The sequence below is a fragment of the Vreelandella arctica genome, from assembly GCF_037070215.1.
Lineage (GTDB): Bacteria > Pseudomonadota > Gammaproteobacteria > Pseudomonadales > Halomonadaceae > Vreelandella > Vreelandella arctica.
On sequence record NZ_JBANSN010000001.1, the window covers coordinates 1 to 17,663 of the forward strand.

Annotated in this window: 16 protein-coding genes; 8 read left to right on the forward strand and 8 right to left on the reverse strand. The window is 54.1% G+C overall.

Annotation, left to right across the window (positions count from 1 at the left end):
• A partial coding sequence (locus V8L70_RS00005; RefSeq protein WP_336268463.1) for a helix-turn-helix domain-containing protein occupies nt 1-467 on the reverse strand: 467 nt, incomplete at its 3' end.
• 91 nt (nt 468-558) lie between these two features.
• Here V8L70_RS00005 and V8L70_RS00010 point away from each other — a divergent pair.
• Together V8L70_RS00010 and V8L70_RS00015 are read left to right on the forward strand one after the other, a co-directional pair.
• Nucleotides 559-1,575 (forward strand): CNNM domain-containing protein, encoded by a 1,017-nt coding sequence (locus V8L70_RS00010; RefSeq protein ID WP_101146735.1) that lies wholly within the window; start codon nt 559-561, stop codon nt 1,573-1,575.
• A 208-nt stretch (nt 1,576-1,783) separates the two neighbouring features.
• Nucleotides 1,784-2,434 carry a peroxiredoxin gene (locus tag V8L70_RS00015; protein WP_008956299.1) on the forward strand — a complete coding sequence of 217 codons (651 nt, stop codon included), beginning with the start codon at nt 1,784-1,786 and terminating at the stop codon, nt 2,432-2,434.
• A 54-nt stretch (nt 2,435-2,488) separates the two neighbouring features.
• Here V8L70_RS00015 and V8L70_RS00020 read toward each other — a convergent pair whose 3' ends face one another.
• Nucleotides 2,489-3,760, reverse strand: a complete 1,272-nt coding sequence (locus tag V8L70_RS00020; RefSeq protein ID WP_008956300.1) for a methyl-accepting chemotaxis protein — start codon at nt 3,758-3,760, stop codon at nt 2,489-2,491.
• Nucleotides 3,761-4,107: 347 nt separating this feature from the next.
• Between V8L70_RS00020 and V8L70_RS00025 the strand changes: the two genes are divergently transcribed.
• Entirely contained in the window at nt 4,108-4,884 is a 777-nt protein-coding gene (locus tag V8L70_RS00025) for a ZIP family metal transporter (RefSeq protein ID WP_336268464.1), read from the forward strand.
• 7 nt (nt 4,885-4,891) lie between these two features.
• Here the strand turns inward: V8L70_RS00025 and V8L70_RS00030 are convergent, their stop codons facing one another.
• Entirely contained in the window at nt 4,892-5,371 is a 480-nt protein-coding gene (locus tag V8L70_RS00030; protein WP_101145192.1) for a MerR family transcriptional regulator, read from the reverse strand.
• A gap of 68 nt (nt 5,372-5,439) precedes the next feature.
• Here V8L70_RS00030 and V8L70_RS00035 point away from each other — a divergent pair, with 68 nt between their 5' ends.
• Nucleotides 5,440-7,644 carry a heavy metal translocating P-type ATPase gene (locus tag V8L70_RS00035; RefSeq protein WP_101145193.1) on the forward strand — a complete coding sequence of 735 codons (2,205 nt, stop codon included), beginning with the start codon at nt 5,440-5,442 and terminating at the stop codon, nt 7,642-7,644.
• Between the two features lie 9 nt (nt 7,645-7,653).
• Here V8L70_RS00035 and V8L70_RS00040 read toward each other — a convergent pair whose 3' ends face one another.
• The gene (locus V8L70_RS00040) at nt 7,654-8,667 is read right to left on the reverse strand and encodes an isocitrate dehydrogenase (protein WP_101145194.1); all 1,014 of its coding nucleotides are present in this window, start codon (nt 8,665-8,667) and stop codon (nt 7,654-7,656) included.
• 520 nt (nt 8,668-9,187) lie between these two features.
• Between V8L70_RS00040 and V8L70_RS00045 the strand changes: the two genes are divergently transcribed.
• The 3 genes from V8L70_RS00045 (at nt 9,188) to cfa (ending at nt 12,925) form a co-directional block, all read left to right on the forward strand.
• Nucleotides 9,188-10,678, forward strand: coding sequence for a SulP family inorganic anion transporter (locus V8L70_RS00045; protein ID WP_101145195.1), 1,491 nt, complete (start codon nt 9,188-9,190; stop codon nt 10,676-10,678).
• A gap of 19 nt (nt 10,679-10,697) precedes the next feature.
• Nucleotides 10,698-11,555, forward strand: coding sequence for a universal stress protein (locus V8L70_RS00050; RefSeq protein WP_101145196.1), 858 nt, complete (start codon nt 10,698-10,700; stop codon nt 11,553-11,555).
• 206 nt (nt 11,556-11,761) lie between these two features.
• A complete protein-coding gene (gene cfa / locus V8L70_RS00055; protein WP_101145197.1) occupies nt 11,762-12,925 on the forward strand; it encodes a cyclopropane fatty acyl phospholipid synthase in 1,164 nt (387 codons plus the stop codon).
• On the opposite strand, the gene V8L70_RS00060 is transcribed toward cfa, so the two are convergent.
• The 3 genes from V8L70_RS00060 to crcB (V8L70_RS00070) are packed head-to-tail and all read right to left on the reverse strand — an operon-like array spanning nt 12,922 to nt 14,698.
• On the reverse strand, nt 12,922-13,884 hold the full coding sequence (locus V8L70_RS00060; RefSeq protein WP_101145198.1) for an arsenic resistance protein: 963 nt from the start codon (nt 13,882-13,884) through the stop codon (nt 12,922-12,924). The genes cfa and V8L70_RS00060 overlap by 4 nt on opposite strands.
• Nucleotides 13,885-13,913: 29 nt before the next feature.
• Nucleotides 13,914-14,300 (reverse strand): fluoride efflux transporter CrcB, encoded by a 387-nt coding sequence (gene crcB / locus V8L70_RS00065; protein ID WP_101145199.1) that lies wholly within the window; start codon nt 14,298-14,300, stop codon nt 13,914-13,916.
• Nucleotides 14,297-14,698, reverse strand: coding sequence for a fluoride efflux transporter CrcB (gene crcB / locus V8L70_RS00070; protein WP_101145200.1), 402 nt, complete (start codon nt 14,696-14,698; stop codon nt 14,297-14,299). The genes crcB (V8L70_RS00065) and crcB (V8L70_RS00070) overlap by 4 nt, the downstream gene beginning before the upstream one ends.
• A 169-nt stretch (nt 14,699-14,867) precedes the next feature.
• Between crcB (V8L70_RS00070) and V8L70_RS00075 the strand changes: the two genes are divergently transcribed.
• A complete protein-coding gene (locus V8L70_RS00075) occupies nt 14,868-15,725 on the forward strand; it encodes a universal stress protein (RefSeq protein WP_101145201.1) in 858 nt (285 codons plus the stop codon).
• A gap of 130 nt (nt 15,726-15,855) precedes the next feature.
• Here the strand turns inward: V8L70_RS00075 and V8L70_RS00080 are convergent, their stop codons facing one another.
• The gene (locus V8L70_RS00080; protein WP_101145202.1) at nt 15,856-17,547 is read right to left on the reverse strand and encodes a 2-isopropylmalate synthase; all 1,692 of its coding nucleotides are present in this window, start codon (nt 17,545-17,547) and stop codon (nt 15,856-15,858) included.
• Nucleotides 17,548-17,663 lie beyond the last annotated feature (116 nt).

Here is a 17,663-nt window from a genome sequence, read left to right on the forward strand (position 1 = left end):
ATGCCTACTCGGTGCGGGATTTTGCCTAACCCCGCCCGCTTAGCCAATTGGCGCTGGTAGCGCCGCTGGCGTGGCAGTCGGAGCCGTTTCCATAATGTTCCACCGTGCTTCTTGTCGTCCCAGATTAACGCATAGATCCATTGATGGCTTACGCAGACCCCGTTGGCATTGGCCATGAAGCCACTGATTTGCTGAGGGCTCCATTCGTCCATCAATTGGTCAGTGACCCAGCGAATCAGGCTGGGCAGCCGCTTCGTCACTTTCCAGGCAGTGCGTCGGCGCTGATCACTTGCCGATTGAGCCTGTTCAGGCGCATAACCACTGGTCAGACCGTTGCGCTTTATCTCGCGACTAATGGTGCTGCTATGGACACCAATGGCCTTAGCTATCTTTCGCTGGCTAATGCCGGTCTCAAGATAGGCAAAAATTTGGTATCGTTGGATCTGGGTCAGTTGTCGGTATCCCATGCTCTGCTTCACTTTGGTAGGTAAAGCAGAGAGGGTACCGGCGCTGGCCCTCCTGCCTCTACCTTGTGGTCCAAAGTGCTGCGCTTATTCTATGAATCCAGGAATCGCGTTCTCGTTCTTATGTTCCATCCTTGAAGCGGCGCTTCTTTCGATTACACCCAGCTATATTGCTAAGCAGAAAGAAGATAATCCCAAGTTGCATGCCTCGCTTACGCGCCTAAAAGCCAATATCGACCGGCCACTCGCGGCGATTTTGACGCTCAATACTATCGCTCATACTGTGGGGGCAACCGCTGTGGGTGCTCAGGCGGCCGTGGTATTTGGTGAAGCCTCTATCGCTATTGTGTCGGCAGTGATGACGATGCTGATTTTGATCTTGTCGGAAATTATCCCAAAAACCATTGGCGCAACGTACTGGCGCGGTTTATCGCCGTTTCTGCCACGCCTGTTAAATCCTATGATTATGGGTTTGCTGCCTTTTATCTGGATGTCAGAACAGATTACGCGCCGCCTAGGCAAGTCAGAGCACGATGTCGACCTGCGCGATGAAATCAAAGTCCTCGCGCGCGTGGGCTTGGAGGAGAACGTGCTGGATGCGGATGAGTCACGCACCATCATCAATATGCTCAACTTGCACGATATCCTGGTGAGCAAAGCGATGACGCCACGTACCGTGTGTGTCACGGTGCTGCCTGATATGACCGTCTCCGCGTTTGATGAGCAGTATGGCAAAGCACCGTTTACGCGTTTTCCCGTGATGGATAACGGCGAGCAGGCGTTTGGCTATGTGCATAAAGCTGATATGTACCATGCAGACGATGCCAAAACGATGCGTGAGCTGATGCACCCGATTGGTAGCGTGGATGTTTCAAATAATGTAGAGCAGGTGTTTACCTCGATGCTTAAAGATCACCTGCATATGCGGGTGGTTTATGATGAGCACGGCACCTTTGTCGGCTTGATTACGCTTGAAGATATTATCGAAACCATTCTGGGGCAGGACATTGTCGATGAGACCGACAATGTAGCCAATTTGCGCCACTACGCGAAACAGCAGTGGATCAAGCGCGTTAAGCGGGATGATAAAAACGCCAAAGCGGCTGAGTAATCCTTTTACAGCTTATTGTTATGCAACGGCGCCTTAGGGCGCCGTTGTACGTTTTATCGTTAGGGTTTTACGCCTTTATACTGGGCTTGGCCATACAGAGTGAACGTTGTCTTGCCACTGGCTGTCTTAGCACTGAATGATCTATAGTGAAGGCGTTGAAAGACAAATAAAGTATTAGGGCGTTCAACGTCCAATAAGGAGGAAAGCAATGTCATTACGTATCAATGCAGTCGTGCCTGATTTTAAAGCGGAGACTAGCCAGGGGCCGATTCAATTTCACGAATGGATTGGCGATAGCTGGGCTATCCTATTTTCACACCCCAAAGACTTTACCCCGGTCTGCACGACGGAATTTGGTGCTGTTGCCACCCTGAGCGAAGAGTGGAAAAAACGCGGCACCAAGGTGATTGGTGTATCGGTAGATGGCGTGGAAGACCACAAACGCTGGGGCACCGACATTAAGAACGTCTCCGGCAGCGATGTTGATTTTCCTATCATCGCCGACGATAGCCTGACTGTTTCCAAGCTATTCGATATGCTGCCTGAAGATGCCTATTTACCTGATGGCCGCACGCCGGCAGACAGTGCCACGGTGCGTTCGGTATTTATTATCGGGCCGGATAAGCAGTTGAAGCTCTCGATGACATACCCCATGACCGTGGGGCGTAATTTTGCTGAAATTCTGCGTGCCCTGGATGCACTGCAAACCACCACGAAGCACGGTGTTGCCACTCCGGCTGACTGGATGGTAGGGCAAGACGTCATTATTCCCCCTAGCGTTTCTGATGAAGACGCCAAACAGAAATATGGCGAATACGAAACGATCCTGCCCTATTTGCGCAAAACGCCCCTGCGTTAACAGCGTGGTATAAGCTAAAAAAGCCAGTACATCAGTGCTGGCTTTTTTATTGGATCAGCGAGGAGATTCCAACGCTAGCTGCTCAATAGACGTTGACACACTGCGCGCACCAATCAGTATTTCATTCACAATGACCTCAATTTCGCCCACGCTGGCTTGGCTCGATTTGCCCTGTTCCACCACCTGCTGCATAGCATGCGTAGTGCGTTCCACCAATGCACTGTTGTCTTTAAGCACTCGGGTAATTTCTTCAACCGCTTCGCTGGAGCCCTTGGCTAAACGGCGTACTTCATGCGCGACCACCGCAAAACCGCGGCCTTGCTCGCCGGCTCGCGCTGCTTCTACCGCCGCATTAAGTGACAACAGATTGGTCTGATTGGCAATTTGCGCAATTGAGGCGGTGATTTTATTAATTTGATCAGCTTGTTGATTAAGGGCTGCTATTAAGCTCTGTGCCTCGTTGAGCGTGTGTGTGGCTTGTTCTGAATCCTCAAGTATTTGTTTGAGGTGGATTAAGCCGCTCTGGGCTATTTTTTCAGTCTGTGTTGATGAAGTTTGCGCCGTATTAACCGTGACATGCGCTGCTTCTGAGGCTTGAATTGAGCGGGTAATATCGGTGGCAAATTTGACTACTTTGATGATTTTTCCTTGCTCATCGTGGATTGGATTATAAGTAGCTTCCAGCCAGATGGTGTTACCACGGGCATCAATGCGCTCGAATTTACCCTGCTTCAGTTCGCCACGGCTTAACTGCTCCCAAAAATCAGGGTGCTGCTGGTAAAACGCATCAGGGCAAAATTGACGGTGATGAACACCTCTTATCTGTTCAGCTGCGTAGCCCATTGTTTGTTCAAAATTACTGTTTGTATCCAGCACATACCCATCTGGAGTGAATTCAATCACTGCCATAGAGCTATTCAGAGCCTGAAGAATGGCTCGCTCACGCGCCGCATTTTGATGTTTGTCTGTAACGTCGCTAGCGACTTTAAATATTTGTATAACTTTTCCACGCCGGTTTTTGATGGGTATATAGGTCGCTTCAAGCCAAATTTCTTTCCCTTCAGCGTTTAAGCGCCGAAAGCGCCCCTGCTGGCTGTAGCCTGCGGCGAGTGTTTCCCAAAAAGCGGCGTATTCGGGCTGGTTGGTTTCTTCAGGAAAGCAAAACATACGGTGATGCTGTCCCTTAACCTGCTCGAGCGTGTAGCCCACAGCGTTCAAAAATAGAGGGCTTGCCTCTTTAATCTCACCAGCAGGGGTGAATGAAATACAGGCAGTATGTTGCAATAGGGCGCTATGTTGAGGTGAATGGCGGTGAAGGCTTAGCATTTATAAAATGTCTCGATCGTATAGGGCTTGTATAGTTATGCAAATCATAATAGACATTCGGTGTAAAATCACTTTTTTGTAGCGATATAGCACATAATGTTATTAACACATTGTAATTGAAATTTTACATATAGCGGAAGAGAAGGCGGCTTTGTTATTGAGACCGCCAGGCCTAGGTGTTAATTGACTCGTTGGCGATGCTCAATGCAGAGTGAGGCGGGCGAAGTGATGTTCGCCGGTTTTGGCCTCGCTTAGCCTTTCTCCCGCGACTTTTGGTACAAAACCTAGACAACAACGTGTCGTTCTGTTTTATGTCTTGCTAATTGCTAACCGGGTTTATGTTGTTCATGGAAAATACGTTGTTATTAGGGTTTTTAGGCAGCTTAACGGCCGGGCTGCTAACGGCTGTAGGCGCATTACCAGTGCTGCTAGGCAAAGCGCCCAGCCGTGGCTTTCGCGATTTGGCGTTGGGTTTCGCCGCTGGGGTGATGCTGGCGGCGTCTTTCTTTTCGCTGATTATTCCCGCGCTGGATGCCGCTGAAATCTATTATTCTGGTGGCCCCGTGCCCGCCGCGATTGTGTGTACCGCTATTTTGTTGGGCATGGGCGCGATTGCGCTGCTTAACGAGCATCTTCCCCATGAGCATTTTGCCCAGGGGCGCGAAGGGCCAGCGGCTGCATCACTGCGCCGGGTATGGTTGTTTGTATTTGCCATTACCATTCACAACCTGCCAGAAGGCATGGCGGTGGGCGTCGGTTTTGGCGCCAATGGGCTAGAAGGCGGCATGCCGCTGGCGATCGGCATTGGCCTGCAGAACATGCCGGAAGGGCTAGCCGTCGCGGTTGCGTTGATGGGCGAGGGCTACTCGAAGTGGCGCTCCTGGTCGATTGCTGCGCTAACCGGCTTGATCGAACCCATTGGTGGGCTGTTTGGCGCCAGTATTATTAGCGTTTCGCAAATATTGCTGCCATGGGGCTTAGCCTTTGCCGCTGGCGCCATGCTGTATGTGATCAGCCATGAAATCATTCCTGAAACCCACCGATCCGGCCATCAGAAGAAAGCCACCTTTGGTTTGGCGATGGGGCTGGTGATTATGCTATTTCTGGATGTGTGGCTGGGCTAACTTCACGTTAACCGATGACATCCGCGCCACCGTGGGGGCCAGAGTGCTCACACAGGCGATGGTCGCTCAGCACGTCAATAATATGGCACTGGCCAATATTGCCTCCCGCGCACTGATTGATCATGCGCTGCAGCTCATCGCGCACCGCGGTTAGCCGCGCAAGCCGTGCTTCTACTTCGGCTAGGTGATGTTTGGCCAAGGTGTCGACCTCTTCGCAAGGCATGGCGGGATAATCCGCCATTTGTAAAAGCTCCCGTACCGCCTCAACCGAAAAGCCAAAATCCCGCGCATGACGAATAAACGTTAATCGACGGACAGCCGACGCCGTATAGCGGCGCTGGTTGCCTTCGTTGCGCGGTGCTGAAGGCAGTAGACCAATGCGCTCGTAATAGCGCACCGTTTCCGGTTTGCAGCCGGACTCACGTGCCAATTCACCAATGCCAATGTAGCGCTCAGTGGGGGAGAGCGCTGGGGAATGTTCTTTCATTGCTTGAACCTCTAGTCGCTACAGGTATTACGCTGTTCTTAAGATAGTCGAACTGGGAGTTCCATGCGATGAGTCATACGCCCCCTACTAAAACCACGCAAGACAAGACCCCTCAAGCGACGCCCACGCCCACCACCCTGCGTGTACAGGGCATGGATTGTGGCGGCTGCGAGCGTAAAGTCGAAGCGGCGCTAACGCGCTTACATCATGTCGAAGAAGTCTCCGCGAGTTCTGTTACCGGCTCGGTGCGATTGACCGCGCTGCCTGGGAAAACGCTGCCCCATGCCGAGATAGAGTCGACCATCACTGCGCTGGGTTACCAGGTAATTGATGAGTCGGCGAACACGGCTGAAGCGACAACACGTACCCCTTGGTGGAAAACGCCTAAAGGGCGTTTAGTGCTTGTTAGTGGGGTACTGCTGGCGCTTGCTTGGGCGCTTAAATTTGCCTGGCCTAGCCTGGGCACTTGGCCGTTTGTCGTCGCGACGGTGGTTGGCCTTGTGCCGATTGTCCAGCGTGCTGGGCAGGCGTTGAAGATGGGGAACCCCTTCACCATTGAGATGCTGATGAGCATTGCCGCCATTGGGGCGCTGGCGATTAACGCCGCCGCCGAAGCCGCGGTCGTGGTGTTTCTGTTTGCGGTGGGGGAAATGCTGGAAGGCGTTGCCGCCGCCCAGGCGCGGCGCAGTATTTCCGCGCTTTCTAAGCTGACGCCCTCTACCGCGCGATTAATGGAGCAAGGCAATATTCGTGACGTCGCTGCCGCTTCGCTTCAGCCCGGCCAGCGGGTGCAAGTACGCCCAGGCGACCGGTTACCCTGCGATGGGCTCATTATGGCGGGATGCTCCTCAATTGATGAATCGCCAGTCAATGGTGAATCGGTGCCGAGTGAGCGTGGCGAAAGGGAGGGGGTGTTTGCGGGCACCGTCAACCTAGACGGCGTGCTGGAGGTCGAGGTAACTAAAAGTGCAGAAAACAACACGATTGCCCGAGTGATCAAGCTGGTGGAAGAGGCCCAGGCGGCGAAAGCACCGGTGGCGCGTTTTATCGACCGCTTTGCTTTTTACTACATGCCTGCGGTGGTGGCAGTAGCGCTGCTGGTCGCTATTATACCGCCGCTGGTGTCGCCAATGCTGTGGTCGGAATCCATCTACCGCGCCCTGGCGCTGCTGTTGATCGCTTGCCCCTGTGCGCTGGTAATCTCGACTCCCGCGGCCATTGCAGCAGGCTTGTCGGTGGGCGCTCGTCATGGCCTGTTGATGAAAGGCGGCGCGGTGTTAGAGCAGTTAGGCAAGCTGAAACGCGTCGCGCTGGATAAAACCGGTACGCTCACCGCAGGCACGCCCTCGGTGACCGATGTGGAGAGCTTTGAAACTGACGGCAGTGTTGATAAAAACAGTCGGGATGAAGTAGTGCGTCTCTCCGCTGCGCTGGAGCAGGGCTCGAGCCACCCCCTCGCCGTGGCGATTAGTGATTATTTTCACCGGCAGCAGGATGCTCCGCTGCCTACTGTGCAAGGTGCCCATGCGCTAGCAGGGCATGGCGTTGCTGGGCGGGTGGATGGGCGTGAGTTAATGCTGGTAAGTCCGCGCTACTTGCAACGTTTCAACAGGCCCACCAGTGAAGGCGATAAGCGCATTGCCGCGCTGGAAGCGCAGGGCAAAAGCGTGGCCGTCTTGATCGAAGTAGACAGAGAGAACGAGCGCCCGTTAGGTCTGATCGCCCTGCGTGATGAGCCGCGTGAAGATGCTCGCGAAGGACTTCAAGCGCTTGAGCGCCTAGGCGTACAGGCCGTGATGCTCAGTGGAGACAACGCCCGCACCGTGGCCGCCATTGGTGAGCAGTTGGGCATTGAAGCTGAAGGCGAGCTGATGCCCGAAGACAAAGCCCAGCGTGTGCGCCAGTGGCAGGCACAAGGTCTTGGGCCGATAGGTAAAGTGGGCGATGGTATTAACGACGCACCGGCGCTCGCGGCAGCGGAAGTAGGTATTGCGATGGGCAGCGGCACCGATGTGGCGCTAGAAACCGCCGACGCCGCTTTGCTTAAAAACCGCGTAGTGGGCATTGCCGAAATGATTGCGCTCTCCCGGGCCACCATGCGCAATGTTAAAACCAATGTGGCCTTGGCGCTTGGCTTTAAAGCGCTGTTTCTGGTCTCTACCGCGCTGGGGATTACGGGGATGTGGGTCGCTGTAATGGCGGACACCGGGGCAACTGTGCTGGTCACCCTCAATGCGTTGCATTTATTGCGTTACCGCTTTAACGACGTTTAAACCCTCTAGTTAGCCTTGAACGTACTCGACCAACGCCTGGGCAAAGGAATCGGTGCTGCCGGTGCCGCCCATGTCGGGGGTAACCATATCGCGGCGGGTTTCCAGTACGGTGCGAATGCCCTGGCGGATAGCGTCGCCTTTCTCGTTCATGCCCAGGTGATCGAGCATTTGCGCGGCAGCCAGCAGTAGGGCACAGGGGTTAGCAATGTTTTTGCCTTCGATATCTGGCGCGGAGCCGTGCACGGCTTCAAAGATTGCCGCTTTTTCGCCGATATTCGCCCCAGGCGCCAGGCCCAGTCCACCCACTAGACCTGCACATAGGTCAGAGAGAATATCGCCAAACAGGTTGGTAGTGACCACCACATCAAACTGATGCGGGTTCATCACCAGTTGCATGCAGGCGTTATCGACGATCATCTCCTGAAATTCGATCTCGGGGTACTCTTTGGCGATCTCACGCGCCACGTCCAAGAACAGCCCAGAGCTGGTTTTGATGATGTTGGCTTTATGTACCGCGGTGACTTTTTTGCGGCCGTTGTTTTTGGCCAGCTCAAAAGCGTAGCGCACAATACGCTCTGAGCCTTTGCGGGTAACTTTGATTACCGAAATGCCGGTATTGCCGTCGTCGATCATTTCCTGACCGTCGGAAAGGTAGGCGCCTTCGGTGTTTTCGCGCACGGTGATCATGTCGATATCGTCGTAGCGCGAGCGGGTGCCGGGGAAGCTAATCGCCGGACGCACGTTGGCGTAAAGATCAAAGTGGCGGCGTAGCTGTACGTTGATTGAGGAGAAGCCCTTACCAATCGGCGTGGTCAGCGGGCCTTTTAGGGCAATGCCGTATTTTTCGATGGCATCCAGCGATTCCTGGGGAATCAGCGTGCCGTGCTTTTCAAGCGCGCCCAGGCCGGCGTCAATATGTTGGTAATTCAAGCCGCAATCTAACGCGTCGAGTACTCGTAGCGTGGCCTGCATAATTTCGGGGCCGATACCGTCGCCTTTGATGACTGCAATAGATTGGCTCATGTGCTGCTCCTCTTTAATCGGCAGGCTTATTCGGCATGCTTATGGGGCAAGGAATGGCGTGCCGCTTCAACGTGAAAAGTTGGGATTAAATGTCTCTTTTAGCGGTGCAATGGTACGCCAAATTGAACCTAGAGGGCACCCTGCAAAGGGTGTAGGGCGGGTGCAGTCAACAATAATTGCTGCTAGAATGCGGCGGCTTATTACAACGCGATTAAATATAGCGTTCTTCTGACAGCAAGGCATAACGGCAATGACCTTTTCAAATTCAACACAAGCATTACCCACTTCAGGGCTGATGACTCCGCCCTAGGTTTCCCCCTCCCCAAGCGATACGTCTAGACACGTTAATTGCGTTGTCATGGCGTTACGGCATGCTATTGCCATTCTTCCGCCGATTGGCGGGCCGAACCTTAGATTGCTCCAGCACTGGCTCATTAGTCTGATACCGCGCGTCTTGCGTGCGCCACTGTGTCGCGTCGAGGGTTTGTACTATTTTAACCTCCAGCCATGGACTCCCTGAATGTCTCTCTATAGTAAGCAAGAGTGGTTTTCCAATATTAAAGGCGACACGCTCTCGGGAATCGTGGTCGCCCTTGCGCTGATTCCCGAGGCGATTGCCTTTTCAATCATCGCAGGCGTTGACCCCAAAGTTGGTCTTTATGCCTCCTTCTGTATCGCGGTGATTATTGCCTTCACCGGTGGTCGTCCCGGCATGATTTCAGCGGCAACCGGCGCTATGGCGTTACTGATGGTGACGCTGGTGCGCGAACATGGGCTTGAATATCTACTGGCGGCAACGCTGCTTACCGGTGTACTGCAGATTATAGCCGGTTACCTGAAACTCGCGGATTTGATGCGCTTCGTGTCGCGCTCAGTGGTTACCGGGTTTGTGAATGCGCTGGCGATTTTGATCTTCATGGCACAATTGCCGGAATTGACCGACGTGACCTGGCATGTTTATGCCATGACGTTGGCGGGCTTGGGCATTATCTATCTGTTTCCCTATTTACCCGTCATCGGTAAATCGATTCCTTCACCGTTGGTCTGCATTGTGGTGCTAACCGCGGTCTATATGATTAGTGGGATGGATATCCGCAGTGTCGGTGATATGGGTGAACTGCCCGATACGCTGCCTGTTTTTCTGTGGCCCAGCGTGCCGCTGAATCTGGAAACACTATGGATTATTTTACCTTACGCGTTGATGCTGACTGTGGTGGGCCTGCTTGAGTCGATGATGACCGCCACCATTGTGGATGACCTGACCGATACACCGAGTAATAAAAATCGCGAGTGTAAAGGGCAGGGGATTGCCAATATAGGTGCCGGGCTGATGGGCGGCATGGCTGGCTGTGCCATGATCGGTCAATCAGTTATTAATATTAAGTCCGGTGGCCGGACGCGATTATCGACGCTGATTGCTGGCGTGGTGCTCTTAATGATGGTGGTCTTCCTGTCAGATTGGGTGTCGCAGATACCCATGGCGGCGCTGGTGGCGGTAATGATCATGGTATCAATCGGCACCTTTAGCTGGGAATCGATCCGGGACCTGAAAAAACACCCCCTAAGCACCAATATCGTCATGTTGGCTACTGTGGCGGTCACGGTTAGCACACACAACTTGGCTATCGGCGTATTTGTCGGTGTGCTGTTGGCGGCGCTGTTCTTTGCTAACAAAGTGGGCAACATTCTCTACATCGGTTCAAAAGAGATCGAAGCGGGCAAAGAGCGTGAATATCAAATAGTCGGCCAAGTGTTCTTCGCCTCTTCTGAGCGTTTCACGGCCGCTTTCGATCTCAAGGAAAGTATCGAGAAAGTGACGATTGATCTTTCCCGTGCACACTTTTGGGATGTGACTGCCGTACAAGCGCTGGACCGGATCGTGATTAAATTTCGCCGTGAGGGTACTGAAGTAGAGCTTGTTGGTTTGAGCGAGGCCAGCGCGACGGTAGTGGATCGCTATGCGGTTCATAACGACCCCGAAGCGGTTGAAAAATTGATGGGCGGCCACTAACCAACGCAAGGAGCGCAACATGACAGATCAAGTATTAGCCGCTATTGACGGCTCCCAGTTTTCAGAAGGCGTCTGCGATTACGCCGCCTGGGCAAGCTTGGCCATGGATGCACCGTTAACCTTTGTGCATGTGGTCGACAATCATTCAGGCGTACCCGAAGAGCAGAACCTTTCCGGCAACCTGCGTTTCGGCGCCCGCGAACGGCTGATGAAAGAGCTTTCCGAACTTGATGAGCAGCGCGCGAAGGTGAATCGCGAGCAAGGCAAGTTGATGTTGGAAGCCGCCAAAGAGCGCGCAATAGAAGATGGGGTCAGCGACCCCGCCACGCGCCAGCGCAATGGCACCCTGGTGGAAAGCCTGTTAGAGCTTGAGAAAGACATACGTTTGCTGGTAGTGGGCAAGCGCGGTGAAACCGCCCACCAAGCCAGTGGGCATCTGGGTTCTAACCTTGAGCGGGTGGTGCGTGAACTGCACCGCCCGATCCTGATGGTGCCGAAAACCTTCAAGCGGCCTGAAAAGATATTGATAGCCTTTGACGGCAGCAAAACCGCCCGAAAAGGCGTCGAGATGCTGGCCCGTTCGCCGCTGTTTGCAGGCACCGAGTGCCATGTGCTGATCGTGGGTGCAGAAACGGCTGAACGCCGCTCCGAGCTTGAGTGGGCGTTAAGCACGTTGCGTGAAGCTGGCCACCAGGCCGAAGGCGCTATTCGTGCTGGCGAGGTAGATGAAGCCCTGCAAGCCTACGAAAAAGAGCACAGCATTGACCTGCTGGTGATGGGCGCCTACGGGCACTCGCGTATTCGCCACTTGCTGGTAGGTAGCACAACCACGGCCATGCTACGTGGTAGCCGCATACCGGTACTGATTTTGCGCTAAGGCTCACTAAACAGCAGCGCATCACCGTTTAGCTCGCATTGCGACTTCTTCTCTGCAGCCGGCCCTCGTAATTTGAGTGGCCGGTTTTTTTGTATTTAATTAGCGTTAAGGTGGCTTATTTAACAATGCTAATGTTGCAATGCGGTTCTATGCTGATAGTCAGGTTGTTATCTATTCACACACTGGAATAGTGCGAGGAGCCTGCCTTGAATATGCCTACCTTAGAGAGAACAGTCCCTGTTGGCTTCGATGAAGCCTCTCCTTCCCATCGTTTTGTCGCCGAGTTGCTGGCCCAAGCCGATATTCAGTTGGATGGCCGACGATCCTGGGACATACAGCTAAAAGCACCCGGTGTTATCGATAGCGCCCTTTCGCGAGGTAACCTCGGGCTTGGCGAAAGCTATATGAAAGGGGATTGGGACGCTGCGCAACTAGACGAGCTGTTTTACCGCTTAATGCGTGCTCAGCTTGGGCAGCGTATCAAGCCTACCCAACTAGTGTATTACTCGTTACGTTCGCGCCTGCTGAATCGCCAAACCGTTAAGCGCGCATGGGAAGTGGGCGAAAAGCATTACGATCTGGGTAATGACTTCTATGCTGCCATGCTTGATCAACGCATGACGTATACCTGCGGTTACTGGAAACATGCTCAAACGTTGGATGAAGCCCAGGAAGCCAAGCTAGATCTCATTTGTCGAAAACTTCAATTGAAACCAGGTATGCGCGTGCTGGATATCGGCTGCGGTTGGGGAAGCTTTATGGCCTACGCTGCCGAGCATTACGGCGTTGAATGCGTGGGCCTTACGATCTCTAAGGAGCAAGCCGAGTTCGGGCAGCGGCTGATCAAAAAAGGCCTGCCGGTTGAGTTTCGCTTGCAGGATTACCGTAATGAGCACGAGCAGTTTGACCGCATTGTCAGCATCGGCATGTTTGAGCACGTGGGGCATAAAAACTATCGTGAATTTATGAGTGTCGCCAACCGTTGCTTAAAAGATGATGGGCTGTTTTTGCTGCATACCATTGGCAAAAATCTAAGTAATACGGTCACCGACCCCTGGATTGATAAGTACATTTTCCCCAATGGGGAGCTGCCCACCATGGGGCAAGTCACGGACGCTGCTGAAGCGCTTTTCGTGGTAGAGGATGTACATAACTTTGGGGCTGATTACGACCGTACGCTGATGGCTTGGCATCAAAACTTTGAGGCTCACTGGCCGACGTTTAAAGACCAGTATGGCGAGGGGTTTTATCGCATGTGGCGCTACTATTTATTAAGCTGCGCTGGTGCTTTCCGCGCTCGGGAAATCCATCTCTGGCAGTTGGTGATGAGCAAGCAGGGGGTGTTGGGGGGCTATCACCGCATCAGTTAATGTATTTTCTCTGGCAATAGCTTGCTAGGCACCCAGCGTAAGAATGCCACCATGCCAAAGAGTTCGATGAGTGATTGAAACACAATCACGACTACCGCGGCCTGCCAAGCGCTGGGTAGCGTCAGGGCGATAGGCAGCATTACAAAGGAGTTACGCGTGCCAAAGCTAAAGGCCAGGGTTCGGGCGCTAGCGGTGGGCAATGCAAACAGCTTGCCTAGCCCTTTGCCCAGCAGTGCCGCGAAGAGTAAAAAACCGATAAAGATAAAGACGACCTGAGCCAACACCTCGCTAAGCTCGATCACAGTGTGAACCTGCGAAGCGGCAATCATAAACACCACCAGCGCCAATAGCGGCACGGGCAGCAGCCCCAGGCAGGCAACGCTGCGTTTAATGCTGCGGCGGCCTTGGGCTAGGTATTCAGTCAGCCAAGCGAGCACTAACGGCGTAATAATAAGGCCGGTAAAGGCACTCAGTAGCTCTTTAGAAAGCGTTAACTGAAACCATTCACTGCCTAAAAACAGCCAAAGATAAATCGGTAGCGCAACCATCTGCACCAGCAGCAGTAGCGGGGTGGCAGCCATCGCCCGGGCGGCATCGCCTTTGCCTAAATGCGTAAAGGTGATAAACCAATCGGTGCAGGGTACTAGCAGTACCAGCAGAACGCCTGCCAGCACTGCGGAAGAAAGCGGTAGCCACAAAACGAAAAGCGCTAAAAAAGCGGGAATGGCGATAAAGTTGCCGGTTAGTAACGCCGCCATAAAGCGCTTGTCAGTGAAGCTGCGGGCAATGTTCAGTAAGGGGATTTGAGTAAAGGTGGCATACAGTAGTATGCCTAATAGAGGCCATACTAACGGCGCTAGGCGCTGAGCAAATCCCGGCGCCCCGATGCCTAGTGCTAAACCCAAGCCAATGAATACCAGATAGAGCCAAGACTGATACTGTTCCATCTGATCGCGCATACTGGCTCATCCTTTGGCTGACGGTTTTGCTAACGAGAAAGCGCCATGCGTTCACCCACAACGGCGGCACCCAGCCAAAGCGGCAGGCTGACCACTATATAAACCAGCGCCATAGCTGGTTTGCCCACCTGCACCAGATACAGCGTCTCTAAGCTAAACAGCGAAAAGGTGGTAAAGCCCCCGCAAAACCCGGCGACCAGTAACGGTTGCAAACGCGCGAGTGGGCTGTGGGGTGAGCGCGAGAAGGTGGCAGCCAACCAGCCGATTAAACAAGAACCCAGCACGTTGACGATAAGTGTTCCCCACGGGAAATAACCCCCTAATGCCGCCTGCGATAACAGCGAAACGCCGTAACGTAGCACGCTGCCGACGCCGCTGCCGATGCCCACCGCAAGGTACGCTCTCCAGGCACTCATAAGTTCGCTCCTGACAGAGAAGCGCCTGATAACAACCAGCCAAAGGTGACCATGGCTAAGCCAAACAGCAGCGTGGCCCCTACATTCACGCTGGCGCGCAGTTGCTGGCCGCCTTGCCATAGCTCGATGGTCTGCAAGCTAAAAGAAGAAACGGTGGTGTAGCCACCCAGTAAACCGGCGACAGTGAACAGCCATAAAGGTGAGGGGGCGTTGGCGATACCTAGGCTGCCGAGTAGCCAGCCCGCTAGAAACGCGCCGCTGGCATTAACCGCCAGGGTTCCCCAGGGAAAGGCCTTACCGAGATAGCGGGCCAGTAGATTGGAAACCGCAAACCGCCCCATGCCACCCAGCGCGCCGCCGAGTGCGACTAACAGTACGCTTGTTAAGCCATCACTCATGCTTCCCCCTTAGGCGCTCAATAAATAGGCCGCCCAGTTTAGCATGTGCGTTTTATAGCGTCCGAAGCACGCAAGAGCGTTTTAGGGTGTCGCACGTCAATCAGTTGGTGTAGAAAAGGTCGAGAATATAACAACAATGTTGATGCCCCCGCTCAAGGAGAAGTACTCCATGTCAGATCGCGTGTTGGCCGCTATCGATAGTTCTCAGTTTTCAGAAGGTGTGTGTGATTATGCGGCCTGGGCCGCTAAAGCGCTGAATGCGCCGCTTAGTTTTATCCACACCGTCGATAATCATCACGCCCAGGTAACCGAGCCGGATTTAACCGGTAACCTAGGATTAGGTACCCGAGAGCACCTGCTGGAAAAACTCTCGGGTATAGAAGAGCAGCATGCCAAAGTCTCCCGTGAACGCGGGCGACTACTGTTAGACGCCGCCAAAGAGCGTGCGATAAGCGCGGGCGTTGCCGAGCCGCAGTGCTTGCAGCGCAACGGTACGCTGGTGGAAACGTTAGTCGAGAACGAAAAAGAGGTGCGCTTGCTGGTAGTCGGCAAGCGGGGCGAAACGGCGCACCAAGCCAGCGGCCATTTAGGCTCCAACCTTGAGCGTGTGGTGCGGGAAATGCACCGGCCGATTCTTATGGTGCCGAAACAGTTTACCCAGCCGCATAACGTGATGATGGCATTCGATGGCAGTAACACCGCGCGTAAAGGCGTGGAAATGCTGGCTAAAAGCCCACTATTTGAGGGCGCCACCTGCCACGTGGTGATTGTGGGTGCGGAAACCGCAGAAAACCGCTCGCAGCTAGCCTGGGCATTAGAAACACTGCGCGAGGCCGGTCACACTGCCGAAGGGGCCATCCGCTCTGGCGAAGTAGAAAAAACGCTACGTGCTTACAAACAAGAGAACGGCATTGATATGTTGGTGATGGGGGCCTACGGCCACTCGCGAATTCGCCACCTATTGGTCGGCAGTACTACCACCGCGATGCTGCGTAAAGCGCAGCTGCCGGTGTTGATTTTGCGCTAATCCATGTGAGAAATACCGAAAGTAGAGCTGGGTGTGCAATATTTGTCTTCGATACGCTTGCTGGCGACGTAGATGAATCCCTGCTTGAGTCAGGCTACATCGCCAGTTGAGGTTTAGGTGGCAGCGGCGGTTACAGCGTCAGCTCTGCTTCCTTGGAAGATAATCCCTTTGCCACCGTTTGATCGGTGAAATTGATACCCGCGATGATCGCCTTGAGCGATGCACTTACCGTATCGCTGTCCTCGGCTACCGCGCAGAGCCGCTGACCATCGATATTAAGCTGCACAAAGGCAATGGCATTGGCCTCGCTGCTGGCACCGAGAGAGTGCTCGCTGTAATCGATAATGCCTACGCTGCTGCCGGAGTGACGTTGCCACGCATCGGTAAACGCGGACATCGCGCCGTTGCCCTTGCCTGAAAGGCGTAGCGTTTCGCTACCTTGTTGCAGCGTGACTTCAATGCCTTCCTGCTGACCCTTGGAAAGCCGGTAGTCGACTAGCGAGAGCGGTGCTTCCTGGGTGAAGTGATCAAACATCACCTGGCGAATCATTTCGCTGGAGAGTTCGCTGGCGCGTTTTTCGCTCTCTTGCTGCACGTAAGGCGCCAAGGCCAGCATCATCCAACGCGGCAGGTTAATGCCGTAATCGCGTTCCAGCAGGAAGGCCATGCCCCCCTTACCGGACTGGCTGTTGACGCGAATGACGGCCTGATAGTCGCGACCGATGTCATGGGGATCAATGGGCAAATAGGCCACTTGCCACGGCTCGTCGGGCTTCTGGTGCTTGAGTGATTTACGGATCGCATCTTGGTGACTGCCTGAGAAAGCGGTGTAGACCATCTCGCCCACCCAGGGGTGGCGTGGGTGAATCGCAATCCCGGTGCACTCGTTGACGACCTGAATGATTTCATCAGGATTGGAAAGATCCAGCTCAGGATCAATGCCTTGGCTATAAAGGTTCATCGCCAGGGTGACGATATCCATATTACCGGTACGCTCGCCATTGCCCAGCAGGGTGCCTTCTACCCGCTCGGCACCGGCCAGCAGGGCAAGCTCGGCGGAGGCGACAGCGCCACCGCGGTCGTTGTGGGTATGCACCGAGATGATCACACTGTCGCGGCGGCTGATGTGCTGGCAGAAGTACTCAATCTGGTCGGCGTGATGGTGCGGCCCAGCCACTTCCACCGTGGTCGGCAGGTTGAGAATGCATTTGTTGTCCGGCGTTGGCTGCCAAACATCCAAGACTGCTTCGCAGACCTCCAGGGAAAAATCGATTTCGGTGCTGGAAAAGCTTTCCGGTGAGTACTGAAAGCGCCAGTCAATGTCCGGGTAACGGTCGGCGTAGGTCTTAACCCAGGTGGCGCCCTGTACCGCGATATCCACAATACCGGCGCGATCCATCTCAAAGACACGTTCGCGCTGAACCGTTGAGGTGGAGTTGTAGAGGTGAACAATGGCGCGTTTGGCGCCTACCAGCGAGGCAAAGGTCTTTTCGATCAGGTGTTCGCGACACTGCACCAGCACCGCAATGGTGACGTCATCGGGAATTTGATCCTCTTCGATCAGCCAGCGCACGAAGTCGTAGTCCGGTTGGCTGGCCGAAGGAAAGCCCACCATGACTTCTTTGATACCTACTTTAACGATCTGATGCCAGAAGCGCTGTTTCTGCTCAACGGTCATCGGCTCAAGTAACGCCTGGTTACCGTCGCGTAGGTCTTCGCTCACCCAGATCGGGGCGTGATCAAGGTCACGATCCGGCCATTGGCGATTGAAGGCAGGCACACGGGGCGCAGGGCGATATTTGCGATGATCAAAAGCAGACATGGTGGTTTCCTAATCGTAGCTGGGTGATTGAGTCGGCTGCTTGTGGCGACCGTGCTAACGTGTTCACTGCTTTTGGCAGCTTCCTTAGTGTAAAAGGTTTGCCGCGCTAGGTTCTT

Excerpts from the sequence above, each read along its gene's own strand:
- V8L70_RS00035 (WP_101145193.1), top strand. The coding sequence starts at position 5,440 with ATGAGTCATACGCCCCCTACTAAAACCACGCAAGACAAGACCCCTCAA.
- V8L70_RS00060 (WP_101145198.1), bottom strand. The coding sequence starts at position 13,884 with ATGCGCGATCAGATGGAACAGTATCAGTCTTGGCTCTATCTGGTATTC.
- crcB (WP_101145200.1), bottom strand. The coding sequence starts at position 14,698 with ATGAGTGATGGCTTAACAAGCGTACTGTTAGTCGCACTCGGCGGCGCG.
- crcB (WP_101145199.1), bottom strand. The coding sequence starts at position 14,300 with ATGAGTGCCTGGAGAGCGTACCTTGCGGTGGGCATCGGCAGCGGCGTC.
- V8L70_RS00030 (WP_101145192.1), bottom strand. The coding sequence starts at position 5,371 with ATGAAAGAACATTCCCCAGCGCTCTCCCCCACTGAGCGCTACATTGGC.
- V8L70_RS00040 (WP_101145194.1), bottom strand. The coding sequence starts at position 8,667 with ATGAGCCAATCTATTGCAGTCATCAAAGGCGACGGTATCGGCCCCGAA.
- V8L70_RS00025 (WP_336268464.1), top strand. The coding sequence starts at position 4,108 with ATGGAAAATACGTTGTTATTAGGGTTTTTAGGCAGCTTAACGGCCGGG.
- V8L70_RS00050 (WP_101145196.1), top strand. The coding sequence starts at position 10,698 with ATGACAGATCAAGTATTAGCCGCTATTGACGGCTCCCAGTTTTCAGAA.
- V8L70_RS00080 (WP_101145202.1), bottom strand. The coding sequence starts at position 17,547 with ATGTCTGCTTTTGATCATCGCAAATATCGCCCTGCGCCCCGTGTGCCT.
- V8L70_RS00010 (WP_101146735.1), top strand. The coding sequence starts at position 559 with ATGAATCCAGGAATCGCGTTCTCGTTCTTATGTTCCATCCTTGAAGCG.
- V8L70_RS00015 (WP_008956299.1), top strand. The coding sequence starts at position 1,784 with ATGTCATTACGTATCAATGCAGTCGTGCCTGATTTTAAAGCGGAGACT.
- V8L70_RS00075 (WP_101145201.1), top strand. The coding sequence starts at position 14,868 with ATGTCAGATCGCGTGTTGGCCGCTATCGATAGTTCTCAGTTTTCAGAA.
- V8L70_RS00045 (WP_101145195.1), top strand. The coding sequence starts at position 9,188 with ATGTCTCTCTATAGTAAGCAAGAGTGGTTTTCCAATATTAAAGGCGAC.
- V8L70_RS00020 (WP_008956300.1), bottom strand. The coding sequence starts at position 3,760 with ATGCTAAGCCTTCACCGCCATTCACCTCAACATAGCGCCCTATTGCAA.